General features: G+C 67.6%; 15 protein-coding genes and 1 pseudogene. 6 read left to right on the plus strand and 10 right to left on the minus strand.

Going from position 1 to position 16,760, the window contains the following annotated elements; translation table 11 throughout:
- Positions 1-345: 345 nt before the first annotated feature.
- A complete protein-coding gene (locus ADL25_RS30095; protein WP_059131028.1) occupies positions 346-1,278 on the minus strand; it encodes a 2-dehydropantoate 2-reductase in 933 nt (310 codons plus the stop codon).
- Complete coding sequence (locus ADL25_RS30100) at positions 1,269-2,549, minus strand: MFS transporter (RefSeq protein ID WP_079050658.1); 1,281 nt, start codon at positions 2,547-2,549, stop codon at positions 1,269-1,271. The genes ADL25_RS30095 and ADL25_RS30100 overlap by 10 nt, the downstream gene beginning before the upstream one ends.
- Before the next feature lie 42 nt (positions 2,550-2,591).
- Between ADL25_RS30100 and ADL25_RS30105 the strand changes: the two genes are divergently transcribed.
- A complete protein-coding gene (locus ADL25_RS30105) occupies positions 2,592-3,215 on the plus strand; it encodes a CGNR zinc finger domain-containing protein (RefSeq protein WP_059131029.1) in 624 nt (207 codons plus the stop codon).
- A gap of 265 nt (positions 3,216-3,480) precedes the next feature.
- Here the strand turns inward: ADL25_RS30105 and ADL25_RS30110 are convergent, their stop codons facing one another.
- The 7 genes from ADL25_RS30110 to ADL25_RS46645 all read right to left on the minus strand — a co-directional run bounded on the left by ADL25_RS30110 (position 3,481) and on the right by ADL25_RS46645 (position 8,844).
- Positions 3,481-4,200: a DinB family protein gene (locus tag ADL25_RS30110; RefSeq protein ID WP_059131030.1), complete on the minus strand. Its 720-nt coding sequence runs from the start codon at positions 4,198-4,200 to the stop codon at positions 3,481-3,483.
- 145 nt (positions 4,201-4,345) lie between these two features.
- Complete coding sequence (locus ADL25_RS30115) at positions 4,346-4,846, minus strand: VOC family protein (protein WP_420711380.1); 501 nt, start codon at positions 4,844-4,846, stop codon at positions 4,346-4,348.
- 144 nt (positions 4,847-4,990) lie between these two features.
- Entirely contained in the window at positions 4,991-5,920 is a 930-nt protein-coding gene (locus tag ADL25_RS30120; protein ID WP_059131032.1) for a pyridoxamine 5'-phosphate oxidase family protein, read from the minus strand.
- Between the two features lie 51 nt (positions 5,921-5,971).
- The gene (locus ADL25_RS30125) at positions 5,972-6,580 is read right to left on the minus strand and encodes a CGNR zinc finger domain-containing protein (protein ID WP_199839225.1); all 609 of its coding nucleotides are present in this window, start codon (positions 6,578-6,580) and stop codon (positions 5,972-5,974) included.
- Positions 6,581-7,021: 441 nt separating this feature from the next.
- The gene (locus ADL25_RS30130) at positions 7,022-7,609 is read right to left on the minus strand and encodes a LysR family transcriptional regulator substrate-binding protein (protein WP_079050659.1); all 588 of its coding nucleotides are present in this window, start codon (positions 7,607-7,609) and stop codon (positions 7,022-7,024) included.
- Positions 7,506-7,913 carry a LysR family transcriptional regulator gene (locus ADL25_RS46640; RefSeq protein ID WP_079050660.1) on the minus strand — a complete coding sequence of 136 codons (408 nt, stop codon included), beginning with the start codon at positions 7,911-7,913 and terminating at the stop codon, positions 7,506-7,508. The genes ADL25_RS30130 and ADL25_RS46640 overlap by 104 nt, the downstream gene beginning before the upstream one ends.
- A 319-nt stretch (positions 7,914-8,232) precedes the next feature.
- A complete protein-coding gene (locus ADL25_RS46645) occupies positions 8,233-8,844 on the minus strand; it encodes a TetR/AcrR family transcriptional regulator (RefSeq protein WP_159045032.1) in 612 nt (203 codons plus the stop codon).
- 371 nt (positions 8,845-9,215) lie between these two features.
- On the opposite strand from ADL25_RS46645, the gene ADL25_RS30140 reads away from it, so the two are divergent.
- Entirely contained in the window at positions 9,216-10,652 is a 1,437-nt protein-coding gene (locus tag ADL25_RS30140; RefSeq protein WP_059131035.1) for an aldehyde dehydrogenase, read from the plus strand.
- A gap of 155 nt (positions 10,653-10,807) precedes the next feature.
- Here the strand turns inward: ADL25_RS30140 and ADL25_RS30145 are convergent, their stop codons facing one another.
- Entirely contained in the window at positions 10,808-11,491 is a 684-nt protein-coding gene (locus ADL25_RS30145; protein ID WP_063805772.1) for a TetR/AcrR family transcriptional regulator, read from the minus strand.
- A 159-nt stretch (positions 11,492-11,650) separates the two neighbouring features.
- Here ADL25_RS30145 and ADL25_RS30150 point away from each other — a divergent pair, with 159 nt between their 5' ends.
- From ADL25_RS30150 to ADL25_RS30165, 4 genes and pseudogenes are all read left to right on the plus strand, one after another.
- Positions 11,651-12,514 carry an SDR family NAD(P)-dependent oxidoreductase gene (locus tag ADL25_RS30150; RefSeq protein WP_059131036.1) on the plus strand — a complete coding sequence of 288 codons (864 nt, stop codon included), beginning with the start codon at positions 11,651-11,653 and terminating at the stop codon, positions 12,512-12,514.
- A 124-nt stretch (positions 12,515-12,638) separates the two neighbouring features.
- Positions 12,639-13,535 (plus strand): annotated as a pseudogene (locus ADL25_RS48400) (Na+/H+ antiporter NhaA); the annotation flags it as partial.
- Complete coding sequence (locus tag ADL25_RS51625; protein ID WP_107116740.1) at positions 13,489-13,872, plus strand: DsbA family protein; 384 nt, start codon at positions 13,489-13,491, stop codon at positions 13,870-13,872. The pseudogene ADL25_RS48400 and the gene ADL25_RS51625, both read left to right, overlap by 47 nt.
- A gap of 451 nt (positions 13,873-14,323) precedes the next feature.
- Positions 14,324-16,750, plus strand: coding sequence for an ATP-binding SpoIIE family protein phosphatase (locus tag ADL25_RS30165; protein WP_059131039.1), 2,427 nt, complete (start codon positions 14,324-14,326; stop codon positions 16,748-16,750).
- Positions 16,751-16,760: the final 10 nt, after the last annotated feature.

A 16,760-nucleotide genomic window follows, 5' to 3' on the forward strand; every position in this document is an offset into this window, starting at 1 on the left:
CCAGGCCGTCCAGCTCTTCGCCGGCCCCGACCGCGACCGGCTGCGCCCCTGCCTGGCACCCAACTGCCTGCTCTTCTTCGTCAAGAACCACGCACGCAGTCGGTCAGCGCTGCACGAGCGTCGCGACGGCATCACCTGTCCGCCGTGCCGAAACGTACAGATCCCTGATCCTCCCTCGCCGACTTCACCAACGTGTCCGGATGTCCCAACGAGACACCCGGCTCAACGACGTCAGCGTTCGCCCGCCCGGTCGGCTACGGGCCTTCGAAATCTCGACGGAAGACAGCAAACGCGCTGCGGCAGCCAGTTCTTCCGGCGGAAGGCAGAAGCAAGCCGCCTCACGGTTCACCGGTCGGGATCGGGCCGTCCCAGCTCGTACGGGGCGAGGACGTCGGCGATCGTACGGTTCCGTGGTACGGGGACCCCGAGTTCGCGGCCGAGATCGACGACGCTGCCGCTGAGCCAGGGCACTTCGAGGCGGTTGCCCTGCATCAGGTCGTGGTACATCGAGGAGGTCATCCCGGGCGGCAGGGTGTCGCAGAACTCCAGCCGCTCTTCGGCGAACCGGGGGTCGAGATGCACCCCGGCGGCGCGGCCCACGTTCACGGCCTCCGCCATCACGTCGTGCAGGAGTTCCCGGGAGTGGGCATCGGAACGGATGACGCCGATGGGCTGACGCACGGCAGCGGTGGTCGCCGAGAGCCCCACCAGAAACACGAACTTCTCCCAGATGACCCGTTCGATGTCGGCGCTGAGTTCCGCATCGATTCCGGAGGAGACACAAGCCTCCAGGAAGTCCTCGGCGCGCTGGGTGTCGGCGTCGTCGTAAGGACCGAAGACGACCTTCTGCATCTCCCCGCGGTGGGAGACCACGCCCGGCTCCTCGATGACGGCCGAGATGTAACAGACTCCTCCCCACACGTTCTGCGCGGGCAGATGCTGCCGCAGTACCGAGTCCTTGCGCACACCGTTCTGCAGGGAGATCACACGGGTCCCCTCGTTCACGACCGTACTCAGCTGAGCACCGACATCCTCGCTGTCCCACAGCTTCACGGCGACGAGCACCACGTCGACGGGGTCCAGTTCAGCAATGGTCGCCACCACCGAGGTCGCCGGGACCTTCAGGTCACCCAGCGGACTGCGTACCAGCAGTCCATGTTCCCGTATGGCCTCGAGATGCCGGCCTCGGGCGACGAAGGTGACCTCGTGCCCCCCTGCGGCGAGCCGGGCACCGAAGTAGCCTCCGACACCGCCCGCTCCCACGACGGCTATGCGCATGACGTTTTCCTTTCCCATGCGGGATCTGGGTGTGATTCGCGCCGGACAGTCGGCGTCCCGGCAGGACCTTCGGTTCCGCGCCGAACCGACCGGCCACGCCCCGCAGAGGGGCCACTGCCGGAATCCGGCGCGCGGACCAGCGCTGTGGCCGGGATCAGCGCGGCGACAACGCAGGCGGCACAGATCAGGGGTACGGCCGGTGGCACCCAGTGCCCGACCGCGGTCACTAGGTAGGGGGCCGCGAACCCCAGATAGCTCAGACAGTAGAAGACAGCCGCAGCACCGGCGAGTTCGTTCGGCGCGGCCAGCGCCTCCACGCGGCTCAGTCCGGCCACCATCAGCAGGCCGTAGCACGCGCCGAGGGTGATCGCCGCCGGGATGAGGACAACCGGATCGTGCAGCCGGATGGTCACGGCGCCGAGCAGGAACCCCACGGTCCCCGCCGCCAGGCCCCAGTGGCGGATCGCGTGATGACTGCGCTTCGACATCCGTCTGGCCAGCGGTTGCGCTGCGGCACCGCTGGCCAGCGTCAGACCGGCGAGACCGCCGCTGGCAGCGACGCTGGGGCCGTGCGGTGGTACCAGAGCGGGCAGCACAGCGAGACTCGTGGTCGCGGCCCCGAACACCAGCGGAGCCGTCGGTGCGACCTGGAAACGGAATCCCCTGTGTCCGAAGATCGCGCCCAGCCCACGCAGTCCCGCTTCGTCGTAGCCCGTTGCCGATGTGACGCCGGTGGGAGCGTTCCACACCAGTGGCGCCACGCAGGCCGTCAGGCCGATGTGGACGAGGTAGGGCACCACTTCCGGTGCCGACAGCCATTGAGCGAGCGCCCCCGCCACCAGCGGGCCGCCCCCGAATCCCACGGAGAGGGCCATCGCGGCGCGGCGCGCACCGGCACCGGGAGCGTCGCCGTCCGACAGTTCCTTGACCCAGGCCGTACCCGGCCCGAACGCGGCGCCCGAGGCGACGCCGGCGAGCAGCCTTCCGAGCACAAGGGCCCAGATCCGCTCGCCTCCGACCACAAGGATCAGCGACGCGACGGCGGACAGAGCGAGTACCGCCCGCATCGTTCTTACCTGCCCGCAGCGGCGAGCGATGGGGACGGCCAGCAGTGCCGGGATGAGACCGAGCGCGTACGCCCCGAACGCCATGGTCACCGCGGACTCCGAGACCGCTCCGCCGCGCCGGTAGACCAGGAGAAGAGGGGAGAACTGGTTGGCTCCCCAACCCACGGCGAACATCGCGAGGGCGACGCGCATCCATGGTTTCATGTCTGGCCCCTTAGTAACCCTATACAGGGTTACTATAACGGAGTGACCGAAGGAACCCACGACGGCCGCCGCACGCGGATCACGGCACGGCAGCGTGAACTGCGCTTCGACGCCGGATCCCTTTCGCTGAACCTCATCGCGACGGTCGGGCGCCGCCCGACCACACCGATCGAGCGCATGGGCGACATCGAACGGCTCACGGCCTGGATTGCGGGGGTGGGGCTCGCCGTGCACCCGGAGGAGGATCTGGGGAGTCTGCTCGCCGCCCTCCACGATGTGCGGGCTTGCGCGTACGACGTCACGTCCGGGTATCTACGTGGCCAAGCTCCCCGAAGCGAGTCGGTGCGGCTCCTGAACCGGCTGGCCCAAGTGAATCCGCCCGTCCCCCAACTGGAAGTGGGAGCCGACGGGCTTCCCGCTGCGGCGACCGACACCGCCCTTTCGGCCCCGGCCCTGCTCTCCACGATCGCGCGGGACCTCATCACACTGCTCTCGGATCCTGTGCGCCGGCAGAACCTGCGCGCGTGCGACGCCGAGATCTGCCGGATGATCTACCTCGACACCGGTCAAGGGAGGCCCCGAAAGTGGTGCTCGATGCAGCGCTGCGGCAACATCACCAAGGCGGCGCGACACCGACGGCAGCGCGAGGCGGCAGTCGAAACATGACCGTTGCGGATTGAGCGCTCGCCAAATGCCCCACACCATGCTCTGGCAGTGGATCCTGCCGGAATCGAGCAGCGCGGCGCTCGGAATGCGCTCGCCGTCCGGGCTCCCGCCATGGCGTGGCGGCCCAGGCCGCGCTCGGCATCGTGAAGTGCGACTGGGACGACGAGCCGATGAGCTGGTGGCCGCCGTGCAAACGCCACCGGCATCGGAAGTCCGGTAGAGGCGACGGTCGCCCTAATCATGAACGCCCGCTGCGCGAACCGACCTAATCACGACCGGTGAAGCGCGCCCTCCAGAGGTCGCGGAGCAGCGCGATCTCCGCCATGTGGTGGATGAATTCGAGGTTGGCCCCCCACAGCACGGCGATGAAAGGGTCGTCGGGGTCGGAGCCGTACGGATACTGCGAGAAGCCGATCGTGTCGAGCTGCTCCTCGGTCACGGTGGCGATGCTCTCACGCCAGCGGTCCATCACCGCCCAGAACCGCTCCACGGCCAAGCCTGCGTCGGGGGTGAAGTCGACCAACTCCTTCGGCTCCTGCCGTCGTTCGCCGAAGGCCCACTCCCATCCGCCCGCGAAACAGAAGTGCAGGTGCCCCAGCCGCCACGCGATGGTGGTCACGGGTGACTCGTCCGCCTCCGGCGGGCCGACGTGTCCAAGGATCTGCTCCACCCGTTCGACACTCACACTCCAGTCGTCGGCGATCTTGACGACCGACATCCCATCGGCAGCCTGGCGGGCGACCTCGGCGTACTCGCTCGCCGGGATCTCCGGGGCGCCTTGGTCGAGGAGCCAGTCGCCCGGTCCGAATGCCCTGGGCGTCGTCGCCTCGCCTCGGCGGCGGATCGACCAGCAACCGGGTACCGGCTCCCACAGATACTCCTCGTCGCTGAGCCCGGTAAGCCGTACCTGCGCCTTCTCCCTGACGGAGTCGAACTGGTCGAGCAACACGCCCAGACGATCGGTCCGCACGCCCTCGGTCACCATGGCCGGCCCCTCTCGCGGTCACGTACCTCGCCCCGCTCAGGCGGAGGCTAACGGCTGCGCCTCACGGGGCGCGACCGATTTCCGGGCTCAACCCGGCCTGTCCAGACTGCCATCGGAAGGGACTCGAGGCTTGTAGCAGGGCGCTTCACGAGCCGCTGGCCGTCGCCTCGTGACCTCGCTCCTGGACAAGCCACTGGTTCCCGTCGGGATCCGTGAAGTCGAAGAAGCTGGCATAGTCGCGACGGTCGGGATCGATCCCGGCTTCGAAGCCGCCACGCCAATCGGGAAGTCGGGACTTGTGCCGGATCCCACTCGCACGCACGCCACGTTCCACCAGCGCATCCCGGGCGACTTCGATGTCGGTCACGACGAGGTAGGTGCCCCGGGTACTGCCGGGCTCGGCTTCGGTGAGCCCCACGCCGAACTGGATCGAGACGCCTGACCCGGGCGGGGTGAGTTGCACCACCCGGAACTCGTCGTCGGGCGCGTAGTCCACATCGAGGTGAAACCCGACCTGCTCAGTGTAGAAGGCCAAGGCTCGGTCGACGTCCAAAACGGCCAGCGTGACGACTTCGAAAGTTTCATTTCTCCAGTGTTGACTAACCCCGAGTTCATGAGGAAAGCGGGAACCATGAATTTTCTGGATGGCGCGGCGAGAATGTGCGCATGCCGCACGCGGTTCCGAGCGCTGTGTTCGTCGATTTTGTCGATTGGCGGCGTAGTTTCACGTACCAAGGGTCCGCATGCCTGAACAGGCCAGCGTCGGACCTCGTCGCAGGCGTCCGGGGGCTCAGGCGGCGCGGGGCGTCGTCACGGCTGGGTTGTACGGCGAGAAGCTCAACAGGTCGCCGTGGAGCGGGATTTCACCGCTGCGGATCCAACGCGGTGTGAACCGTACGCGTCGGCCGGTCCCGCCTTCGTCCGCCGAGGGGTCGAGCCACTCGACCCGTGCCTCACCCGAGAGTTGCAGCGTGCGCCCCGTGGCGAAGTCGATGAACAGCAAAGCCGCAGCAGGATCGACGGCGATATTACCCAGGCTCTTGAACATGTTGTTTCCCGCGTAGTCCGGCCACCAGATCTCCCCGTCCTCGACCCGCACGAAGCCCGGCCTGCCGCCCTTGTGCGAGGCATCGGCACCTCGCGTGGGGTGGGTCGTGCCGAGGAAGAAGGTGTCGGCGTTGCGGATCAGTTCCATGTGGTCCTGCCGAAGCGTCCCTGCGTCTGACGTGTCCTGCGGGTGCCCGGCGTCGGCCCCGTGAGCGGGCGTCCGTGTCACCGTGAGGTCGCGCTGCTGGATGTAGGAAGGGCAGTTCCCGAAGGCCTCGTCAGCGAGGATGGTCAGCGTGTCCGCCGAGCTGTCGGTCAGTTCTCCGTTGACACGGATCCTGCGGCGGATGCCGAAATCGATCGCGAGCAGTCCGACCTGCTGAGGGACGGGCGCGTCGTGCAGTGGGTCACCCGCGGGTGGCGAAGTGTGCACGGTCACGGTGGTCCCGTCGGCGACGAGAAACCCCGGCTCCCCATGGACGGGCGAGGTCCACAGCGTGCCGTCATGATCTCGACCGGTGAGGACGGCGAAGGAGCGCGCCGCGAGTACTGCGCCCAGCCCTCCGCCGGGGCGCGGGGGCTGAAGCATGCCCTGGAGCCGGTCAGCCTCGTCGACCACTCCGGCCAGGCGCTGGATGGTCCGTTCGCCTTCGTGAAAGCCTGCAGTGCTCATCGGCGTTCCTGTCGATCGCTCATGTCGGATGAGGGGTTGGCGAGGGCACGGTCACGCGTCTGCGGACCGCTCCTGGTGAATGCGTTCGTAGTGACGGGCGACGCGTGCCCGGTTGCCGCAGAGGTTGCCGGTACACCACTTGCGCCGCTTGTTCTCGGCCAGGAAGAGCATGGAGCACGCCGGGTTGGCGCAGCGCCGCAATGTGCTCAATCGCTGCGGGTCGGCCAAGAGCGTGATCGCTTCCCCTGCGATGGCGGCCAGTGCGGCGTTCCCTCCGAGCTCGGTGTGCCAACGGCGTTCACCCTGGAGCCCTTTGGGTGTCATCACCAGTCGGGGGCTCGTCGGTGCGCCGGCGGCTGCGGCGTTCAGGTCCTCCAGGGCGGTCGAGTCGGCTTCCCTGCCTTCGAGCTGAGCGTCCAGAAGGTCCCTGACGGCCGTGCGCAGTCGGCGAAGGGCCGATGGGTCGGGCATCGGTCCGGCAGGCAGCCCGGATGCCTCGAGCTGCCACCACTTCTCCGCCGCCTCTGCGGAGGCGATGAGGTCCTCGGTGGGTCGCACGGCCGTCATCACCGTGTCGGCCAAATCCACCGCAACCAGCGGCTCGCCCCCCATGGGGAATCCCGCCCCCTGCATCGCCTCGACGCTGACTCTAACGCCCATACATCCACTATACCCATTAGCATTGACGATGGAAGGGCCCTCGCAGTGCTGATGAGCCGCGTATATCCGACCCCCCTCGCTGCTCCGGCGCCCAGTATCTCTAACGCATGATCGACCACTATGAGCATTAGACCCACCCGCACAGCACAAGGCCAGCGGCGGGCCACCCAATTGGTCCGCACCGTCCGAGAGCGGCTCCCCTGGTGCCGGGCCGGACAACCGCCCCCCACTGGATCCATCGGAGCTCTCGACAGGTGAAGTGCTGCCGCACTCCACGGGCCGCCCGGCGCGTCCGGACCGACGCGACTACCGAGGCACCGAGGCACCGAGGCACCGAGGCACCGAACGCCAAGCACCGCCCGTCGATACCGTCCGAGGCCCTCTGTCCGCGATGGTCACATGCCGGGCCGCCGAGGACCGTCCACGCGGCGCGAGGACTGCTCAAGCGGAAGCGCTCGGACCCGGCAGGCCACGCCGTCGCAAGTCGCGCAGAAACAGCGAGACCAGCGCGTCGGAGGGCGCGGCCGCGACGGCGACCACTCCGCGGTACACCCGCGGCTCCAGTGGGCGCACCACGCCCGCGGGCTGCGCGGTCAGCGCCGACGTGGGGACGATGGAGACACCCATGCCCGCCCCCGCCAACTGCGCCGCAGTGCGCGGGCTGCGGGTACGCAGGACGGGCATGAGAGACACCTGGTGGGCGAAAACGAACTGATCGAGCCAAGCGGCATTGCCGTTGTCCGGCGTGTAGTGGACAAACGGCTCGTCGATGAGCTCCTTGACCGCAACGGACGCCATACTTGCGAATCGGTGGTCGCTCGAGGCGACGACGACCATTTCCTCGTCCCCGAGGTGCTCCACATGGGCCGTGGTGCCGCTGGGTTCCGGCCCGACGACCAGGTCCGCCTCGCCCGCCATGAGCAGTTCAACCATCCTGTCGCTGCTGGTGAACTCCATGAGTTCCAGCTGCACATCGGGCCGGTCGGAACGCCATCGCCTCAGGATGGGAACGAGAAGCCACACCGTCATCGTCTCCGCGGCACGCCAACCGCAATCGGCCCGCACCTCCGGCGGCCACATCCCGCCCGGCCTGCACGGCCCTCTCGGCCGCCCTCAGCGCCACGCGTCCCTCCGCCGCGGCGGCCAGGCCGGCCGCGGTGACCCGCACCCCTCGGGACAGGCGTTCCACGACGGGGGTGCCGAGTTCCCTTTCGAGGGACGCGATCTGGTGGGAGAGGGCGGGCTGGGACATGTGCAGCGCTACCGCCGCCTTCGTCACGGATCCCGTGTCGACGAGTGCCACCAGGCACTCCAACGCTCGCAAAGTTGCCATTCGTAGAATCTAAGCCAGACCAATAAAAGATTCATGACTCGAAAGCCGCTGAGCGTCGAGCGTAACACTATGATGGGTTTCCTCAAACCGCCGAAATCCGGCAGGAGCGGTTGGAATCCTTACGCTCGACTAGAGCCGCGCTCACTGAGCGGGGCGATCCCGGCACGTATGCCGACGCCACCCGCGTTCCGACCCTCAATGTCCGACGGTCGCGCTGTCCACTCCTGACGCCACTATCGATACACGGACTCGGGAAGAATCCATGAAAGGGCCGTTGCAACCTGGCCCTGCTTCGCCATTGAGGTCGCCGTAACGGAACTCACGAGGCTCCGGATCCGAATTCTGCAATTGCCTCGAAGAAATACAGCGACTGCTGGACTACGTCCTCGCGAGAGGTGTGGAGAATTCCGTCGGCCCAGTTCAGAAGTATCTGGTTCACACCACCGACGACGGCCATCGCCATCGCGGTGGTATCGATGCGCGGATCGTGCCGGTCCGCAAGGAGCAGGGACTCGACCTGGCCGGCGATGTGCCGCAATCCCCGTCGGCGTTCCCTTGCCGCCAGGGGGCCTGCAGAGAGGGACTCGATCAGTTTGACACGCCCTTTCCGTGGATCATCGGTCACTGCATGGGTCAGCACATCGAGCATGCGACGTGCTCGCTCGCGACGCGTTCCACCTTCGTCCAGAGCTCTCCGGCATCTCACGGCCTCATCCTCCTGGATTTCCCTGAGGACCGCGGCCATCAGTGCGTCGAGGGACGGGAAGCTCTCCGTGAAATACCTCTCCTGCACGCCACTGTGACGAAGAACCGAACGGATCGACGTATGGGGATATCCCTGGGTGGCGAAAAGCTCGAGGGCCGAATCCATGATGCGTCGACGCCGTGCCGACCGGCGCTCTTCGGCGGTGAGTCCGCCATACGTTCTCATCTCGGTAGACCTCTCGGCCTTCATATCGCTGAGCGGCTGTGCATGCTCTCGCCTCAACGTCCATTATTGCCGTGCAGGGCGGGTCCGCATGTGCCCGTGGGTGCGTTCGACTCGAGGTGCGTCGGACGGGCCTGCGGCCATCTGAGGGCACGTGCCCTCAGATAGGTGTAACGTAGGTCACACTCAAGTGCAGAGCCCTACGAGTTGCCACCCTGCGGGACCCAGCCGTCCGCGGATGGCCCAGGGGATGAGCGCCGTATCGCCCGGTTCGCGGGCCCGGACCACTCATGGACCCCAAAGCCGTTGACCCACCTCCAGCCGACCACGGGGCGATCAGCCCGGTTCGGACGCAGCTGAGAGAAGACCGTGTCATGCACGCCAATCGCTTGTTCATCGGGGGGCAGTGGGCCGCGCCGTCCGGCCACGACACCATCACCGCCATGTCCGCCAGTACGGGTGAATGCCTGGGTTCGGTGCCGGCGGCGGTGGAAGAGGACGTCGACCGGGCCGTCCGGGCCGCCCGCCTCGCATTCGACGCCCCTGCCGGATGGCCGACCTGGGAAGCCCATGAGCGCGCCGCTGTCATGATGAAGTTCGCCGACGAGTTGGACGCCAGGTGCAAGGCGATGTCGAGCACCGTCAGCGCCCAGAACGGCATGCCCATCACCACCGCCGAAGCCTTCGAGGGCACGGTCCCGGCCGTGCTGCTGCGCTATTACGCGGGCCTGGTGTCGAATGCGTCGCGTGAAGAGCGCCGTGTGGGTCTGCCCCGTGGCAGCACGCTCGTCCGCCGGGAACCCGTCGGGGTGGTGGCTGCCGTGATGACCTGGAACTTCCCCCAGACCATCGGTTTCTTCAAGGTGGCTCCCGCTCTTGCGGCAGGCTGCACACTCGTCCTCAAGCCGGCGCCGGAGACGGTGCTCGACTCCGTGCTGCTGGCCGAAGCCGTGGAGGCGGCGGGTTTCCCGGACGGCGTGATCAATATCGTGCCCGGCGGAAGCGATCTCGGCGCCTACCTGGTCTCCCATCCGGGCGTCGACAAGGTGTCATTCACCGGATCGACGTCGGCGGGCCGTCAGGTCGCGGCCGCCTGCGCTCTCCTGCTGAGGCCGGTGACTCTGGAACTGGGGGGCAAGTCGGCCGCGGTCATCCTGGACGATGCGGATCTGACCGCGCGAGCAGAAGAAGTCTTCATGGCCAGTCTTCTGAACAACGGCCAGACCTGCTACGCCAGTACGAGGATTCTCGCTCCCAGCAGCCGGTACTCGGAGGTGGTCGAGTTCTACACCGCGCTGGCTCAGGGAGCTGTCGTGGGCGACGCACTCGACCGTGCCACGCAGATCGGTCCACTCGTCAGCGCCAAGCAGCGGAAGCGAGTGGAGGGCTACATCAGGCAGGGGCTGGTGGAGGGTGCCAGGTTGGTCACGGGAGGTGGCCGCCCCGCCGGGCTGGAGTCGGGTTGGTTCGTGGAGCCGACCGTATTCGCGGACGTGGACGCCTCGTCGACCATCGCGCGGGAAGAGATCTTCGGTCCCGTCCTTTCGATCATGCCCTACGGCAGCGAGGACGAGGCCGTGCACCTCGCCAACGACTCCGCGTACGGCCTCGCCGGCACCGTCTGGACCACCGATCTCGACCACGGCATCCGCGTCGCCGGCCGCATCCACACCGGCACCGTGGGACTCAACGGCTATCTGCCGGACCTCACTTCCCCCTATGGGGGCATGAAGGCCAGCGGCCTCGGACGAGAGCTGGGGCCCGAAGGACTGCAGGCGTACGAGGAGTCGCAGTCGATCTACCAGACCTGACCTGCCGTCCGTCCGGGCTCGGGCCGGCGGCCGCCCCGGTCCGCCACGCCCGCTCGCATCGGGCCTTGCAAGCACCGGGGCGGACTTCACCCGCGCCGACCGCCCGACCCGCGGAGGCTCCATCGCACCCGGTGGACAGCCACCTGTGTTTGCCACTACGGCACTTCTGGGCTGTGGGCCGTGGTGACGGGACCGGTGTCGGAGGCGAGCCCGGACGCCGTCGCCTGGAGCAGTCGGGTCAGCCGGGGTTCGAAGTCGAGCGCCACGTGGCCCCAGCGCGGATGTTGGGCGTAGAGCTCGGCGAGGGTGGGCGTGGGGTGTGAGAGCTGCCAGAGATTCGCCGTCAGCGCCAGCGCCACGGTGATGAGGCCCTGCACCTGAGCGCTGGTCATGGTGCTCGCGGCGGTCAGTACGTCGACGATGGCGTCGTAGGCGGCGAAGGAGTTGGTCTTGAACCGGCGGGCCCGCTCGATGTCGACGTCCCCCTCGAGGCTGAGCGGTACATGAGTCAACAGGTCGCAGAAGAGCGGGTGTGAGGCAAGGGTGCCTGCCACCGCGGCCGCCGTCTGCTCAGGGGTGAGGTCGTGGGCCCCGGCGAGGTGGGATGTGAGGGCGTCGCGCCACTCGCCCCAGCCGCGCTCGGCCAGTTCCAGCAGCAGTTCCTCCTTGCTTTCGAAGTAGCGCCGCACGGCGGAGGGGTGCAGTCCGGCGGCCTCTGTGACGGCGGCCAAGGTGATGTGGCGGACCCCGCCCCGATCGGCGGCCAGACCGCGGGTGGCTTCGAGGAGGTCTTCGGTGCGGCGGAGTTTGGCCTCGGGCGATCGGGCTCGGCGATGCATGTCCCCACATTAACGCAACCAAGGTGCGTTACATGGCGCACACGTGTTACCGTCTCCATTAACGCACTTGGATTGCGTTATCCCTCGGCGACCGCGCCCGGCCACCCGGAAGCGCCGCCCGCCTCCACGAATCAGCCCGTATCGTTCGGAGTCCGCCCCATGTCAAAGGTTTTTCTGGTCACCGGTTCCTCTCGCGGTCTGGGCCGCGAGATCGTCAGCGCGGCTCTGGCCGCCGGGCACCTGGTGATGGCCACGGCCCGCAACCCACGCTCCCTGGACGACCTCGTGTCCGCCCACGGGGACCGGATCCGCATCACGCATCTCGACGTGACCGACGCAGATGCCGCCGAGCGCGCCGTACGCGAGACCGTCGAGGCGTTCGGACGTCTGGACGTCGTGGTCAACAACGCGGGCCAGGGTGACCGCGCCTCGTTGGAGGACACCACCCTGGAGGCGTTCCACCGGCAGATCGACACCAACTTCTACGGCACCGTCTACGTCAGCCGGGCAGCGGTGCCGGTGCTGCGCCGGCAGGGCGGCGGCCACATCATCCAGGTCTCCTCACTGGGCGGCCGGATCGGCAGCCCCGGCATGACCGCCTACCAGTCCGCGAAGTGGGCCGTGGGCGGCTTCTCCGAAGTCCTCGCATCCGAGGTCGCGCCCCTCGGCATCAAGATCACCGTCCTGGAACCCGGCGGCATGCGAACCGACTGGGCCGGATCGTCCATGCACACCCCGCCCATCAGCGAGCCCTACCAAGGAACCGTCGGGGCCGCCGCCACGGCGATGCGCAACTTCACCGAAGAGGCCAACGGCGACCCGGCCAAGGTCGCGCAGGTCGTCCTCACCGTCACCGACCTCGACGAGCCCCCGTTGCGCCTGCTCCTGGGCAGGGACGCCTACGCCTATGGGCACGCCGCCTGGGCCAAGAGGCTGGAGGAGGACGAGAAGTGGCAGTACCTCAGCGTCTCGACCGACCACGACGAGTCCGACGGTGACGGCTCACGCTGGCTCGACGACTGACCGGAACACCAGCCGACGACCGCCCCCCATGACTCCTGCGAACGTGGGCGCCACGCGATCCACGCTCGACGTACCAGACGGGCAGAGAGTGTTGCAGTCAGCCGTCCCACAGTGCGTTCAGGCCATGCGTCCCAGGAACGGCCCCCGACGGCTCGACCCCTCCGTGCCACGACATGATCCCGATGGGCCCGAGCAAGGCAGGCAGTCTGCTCGGGCCATCGGGAGGCGCGGTCGCCCTCATCGGCGCCATCCTGGCCGCCTTGGCGAACAACCCGGACCAGCGCGAGCCCGATCCGCACTGTCCGGGCTCCACTCCTCGCTGTCCGCGAACGCCCGCCTTCAGCACGCACTGCACCCATGGACGACCTACCTGATCGCTCCGCTCTTCGCCCTTGCCAATGCCGGGATCCGGATCGACTCCGGCCTCCTGCACAGCAGCGTCACCTCGCCGGTGACCCTCGGCATCGTGCTCAGCTGCACACTGGCCAAGCCGCTCGGCGTCCTGGCCGGATCCTGGGCGGTGGACCGCGTGAGCCGGGGCCGGCTGCGGCCCTCGGTGGGATGGGGCGCCGTCCTCGGTAGCCGCACCCTCGCCGGGGTGGGATTCACAGTCTCCCTGCTGATCGCCACCCTCGCCTTCACCGGACCCCAACTCGACCAGGCCAAAATAGGCGTGTTGAGCGCCGTCGCGATGTCGACGGCCTCAAGTTGGCTCCTGTACCGGCTCATCGCACTGCAGCCCGGGCCTCGCCGAAGGCAGGCACTGCTCGGCGACACCGGGCAGCTTCTCGATCTTGATGAACCGGCCGACGCATCCAGAGACCACATCCGCGGTCCAGCCGACGCACCGGGCACAGTCGTCGAGTACAGGGACTTCGAATGCCCGCACTGCGGCGCGGCCGAGCCGGTCACCCGCGAACTGCTCACGACCCACCCACAGGTGCGCTACGTCCGGCGCCACCTCCCGCTCGGCGATGTCCATCCGCACGCGGGCCTGGCTGCGGAGGCAGCCGAAGCCGCCGCGGCACAGGGAGCGTTCTGGCCCAGCACGCGCTGCTGTTGGGACGCCAGGACCACCTGGACATCTCCAATCTCATCGCATACGCAGACGAACTGGGCCTCGACATCCAGCGCTTCGAGCGCATCTGCGCGACAGGGTGCACCGGCCCACCGTCGAGCGCCACATGGCATCGGCCGACGCCAACGCGGTCACCGGCACGCCCACGTTCTTCATCAACGGCAAGCGGCACCGTGGGCCCTACGACGACATGGCCCTGCTCACCGCGATCGAGGAGGCCGCGCACACCCAAGGGCAGGAGATGCCCGGCCTCTCTGTCCCATATGCGGCGGCAGCCTGACCGCACGAGGCGGCGATGAGACGGGATTCCGGATCTCGTCTGGAGCATGTGCCCTCGTCGCCGCGAAGATCCGCGGGACGTGATCCAAGCAGGGGTTCTACGCCGGGGCTTCCTGGCCGTCTCCGTCCGCCGGCCTTCTTCTGCTTCTCCCTGTTTCAGGCCGGATGGGAGCGTGCCGGAGTTGCTTTTACACATGGCCGACGAGGCGGCGCGGCGTTCCCCGGCGAGAGGTGCGTTCTCTTTCCGGTGGCTCGAAGGTCCCATGCGCATCGACACAAATACAACGAAACCTCACCGGCCGAAGGACTTCCTCGCACGGATCACCGGATTTGATGCACCAAATGAGTTGCAATACTGCCGACAACCTCGGCCTCGCGGAGGAGGGGGCGCAGGAGCACAATGGGACCAGCGCCTGTGGCATGGGTGTCCTTTTTCGCGCAGGAGTCCCCGCATGGACCAGGCGAACAGCGATCGACACGGGCAGCGGTCACCCCTTCTCGCCGTCGGGGCAGCGGTTCTGGACCGTGAGGGCATGGTGGTCCGCTGTTCCTCGACCGTCGCTGACCTGCTCGGCCGCAGCCCGGACGACATCTGCGGTCATCCCATTCAGGACCTCTTCGCCGAAAGCCCGGGTACGGGCCGGAACACCGGCGCAGGGAAACCGCCCGCCGAGGGGGTCGTGACGTTTCGTCTCGGCTCCGGCGGGACCGTCGATGTGGACCTCCGCGTCCTGCCTCTCGACGGCTCGCCGGACGAATACGTGATCATAGCCGCGCCGGCCGACTCCTCTGACGACTGGCGATTCGGCGGGGCATTCTTGCGTGCACTGCTCGCCCAGGACCAAATGGGCATCGCAATTCACGACGTAGATATGAATGTCATACGGACGAACATCAGGACCGAAATATTCGAGGGGCCGCCCATAATACCGGGAATCCGCTTGGAAGAAGTTATTTCCGCAGAGGACGCCGAAACGATAGAGCACCTGCTCGGCCAGGTGATGGAAACCGGTGTCCCTTTCGTCCGGAAGAGGCTGGAAATTCATTCCTCGGCGGTTTCGGGATACCAGTGGGACCTCTCGCTGTCGGCATTCAGATTGCAGGACCCCGACGGCGCTCCCTCCGGCATCGCTGTCACCGTCAACGACACCACGGCGCAGCAGAGGATCCGTCGTCAGATGGATCTGCAGCACCAAGCGGCCGTGCGGATCGGCTCCTCGCTGGACGTCGTCCGTACCGCGCAGGAGCTGGCCGACGTCCTCGTGCCCGAACTCGGGGATCTCACGGCCGTTGACATATCCGACGCGGTGCTCGTGGGTGACGAACCGCTGAACGTCATCGAGGGAATGCCATCGCATCTGGTCCGGGTCGCCATCTCGTCGGGATCCGAGCAGTGGCCTCCCGGCCTGCTCGAACCGGGAAAGTCGCTCAGCCAGCCGTTCGGGACGGCCCACATTCATCAACTCCAGCTGGGGCAGGCCCTCTCGCTCGACCGTGAGGACATGCTCAAGGTGCTGAGCAGCCCGCTCACGAGAGGGCACCTCATCCCAGTCGGAGCGCATTCCATGACGATCGCACCGTTGCTGGCCCGAGGTCGCATGCTCGGCACGGTATCGGTCTGGCGAACCGAGCAGCCGGATCCCTTCGACACGGCCGAAAGGGCGCTGCTGACCGAGATCGCCTCCCGCGCGGCTCTCGGCGTCGACAACGCGCGGCGGTACACCCGGGAACACAGGGCGGCGGCAGCCTTGCAGGAGCGCTTGCTGCCACGCGCGGAGACCGATACCGCCGGCCTCGAGACCGTGGGCATCTACCACCCCGCCGTCGCGGGCGCCGGCATCAGCGGTGACTGGTTCGACGCCATTCCCCTGCCGTCACTGCGGGTCGCACTGGTCATCGGGGACGTCTTCGGTCACGGACTGTCCGCCACCGCCACCATGGGTCGCCTCCGTACCGCGATCCAGACCTTCGCCGATCTGGAACTTGACCCGGCGGAGGTTCTCACCCATGTCGAAGGACTGGTGCAGCGACTGGCCTCCGAGACCCCGACCGAACAGCGGGACGTCGTCGGTGCCACATGCCTGTACGCCGTCTACGACCCCATCACCGGGAAATGCACGATGGCCAGTGCGGGACAGCCTCCTCCTGTTGTCGTGGGGCCGGACGGCACCGCGCGGGACATAGAGGTCTCCCCCGGTCCGCCGCTGGGTGTGGGGGGTGTGCCGTTCGAGTCGACCACGGTGGCTCTGGACGCAGGCAGCGTTGTGACGCTGTACACCGATGGACTCTTCGAACTGGAAGGCTTCGACGCCGTCCACGGCATCAACCAGCTCCGCAACCGACTTGCGGTCCTGACAGGGGCCGACCGGAGCCTGGCCGCCATCGGTCGCGACCTCATCGGCGATCTCACCGACCGGCCCCCCAGCGACGACGTGGCGCTCCTGCTCGCCCGCACCCGGATCATCTCCGAGGAGAACACCGCGAGTTGGCAGTTCCCTGCGGAGCCGGCCTCGGTCGCGGACGCACGGGAGTCCGTCACCAGGCAACTGGAGCGGTGGGGACTGGACGAACTGGCGCTCAGTACCGAACTGGTCGTGAGCGAACTGGTGACCAACGCGATCCGATACGCCGGCGGCCCGGTAGGACTGCGGCTCATCCGTGAGAACGTGCTGATCTGCGAAGTCGCCGATCCGAGCAACACCCAGCCCAGACTCCTCAGGGCCGCACCCACCGACGAGGGTGGGCGCGGGCTGTTCATCGTGGCCCAATGCACCAGCCGATGGGGCAGTCGGTACGGCCAGCGCGGCAAGACGATCTGGACCGAGCAGCCCCTGGACGGACTGCCCGACGAGATGGTCCCGCTGTTCGATCTCGCCTGAGCACAGCATG

The organism is Streptomyces sp. NRRL F-5122 (assembly GCF_001507435.1).
Classification (GTDB): Bacteria; Actinomycetota; Actinomycetes; order Streptomycetales; family Streptomycetaceae; genus Streptomyces; species Streptomyces lannensis.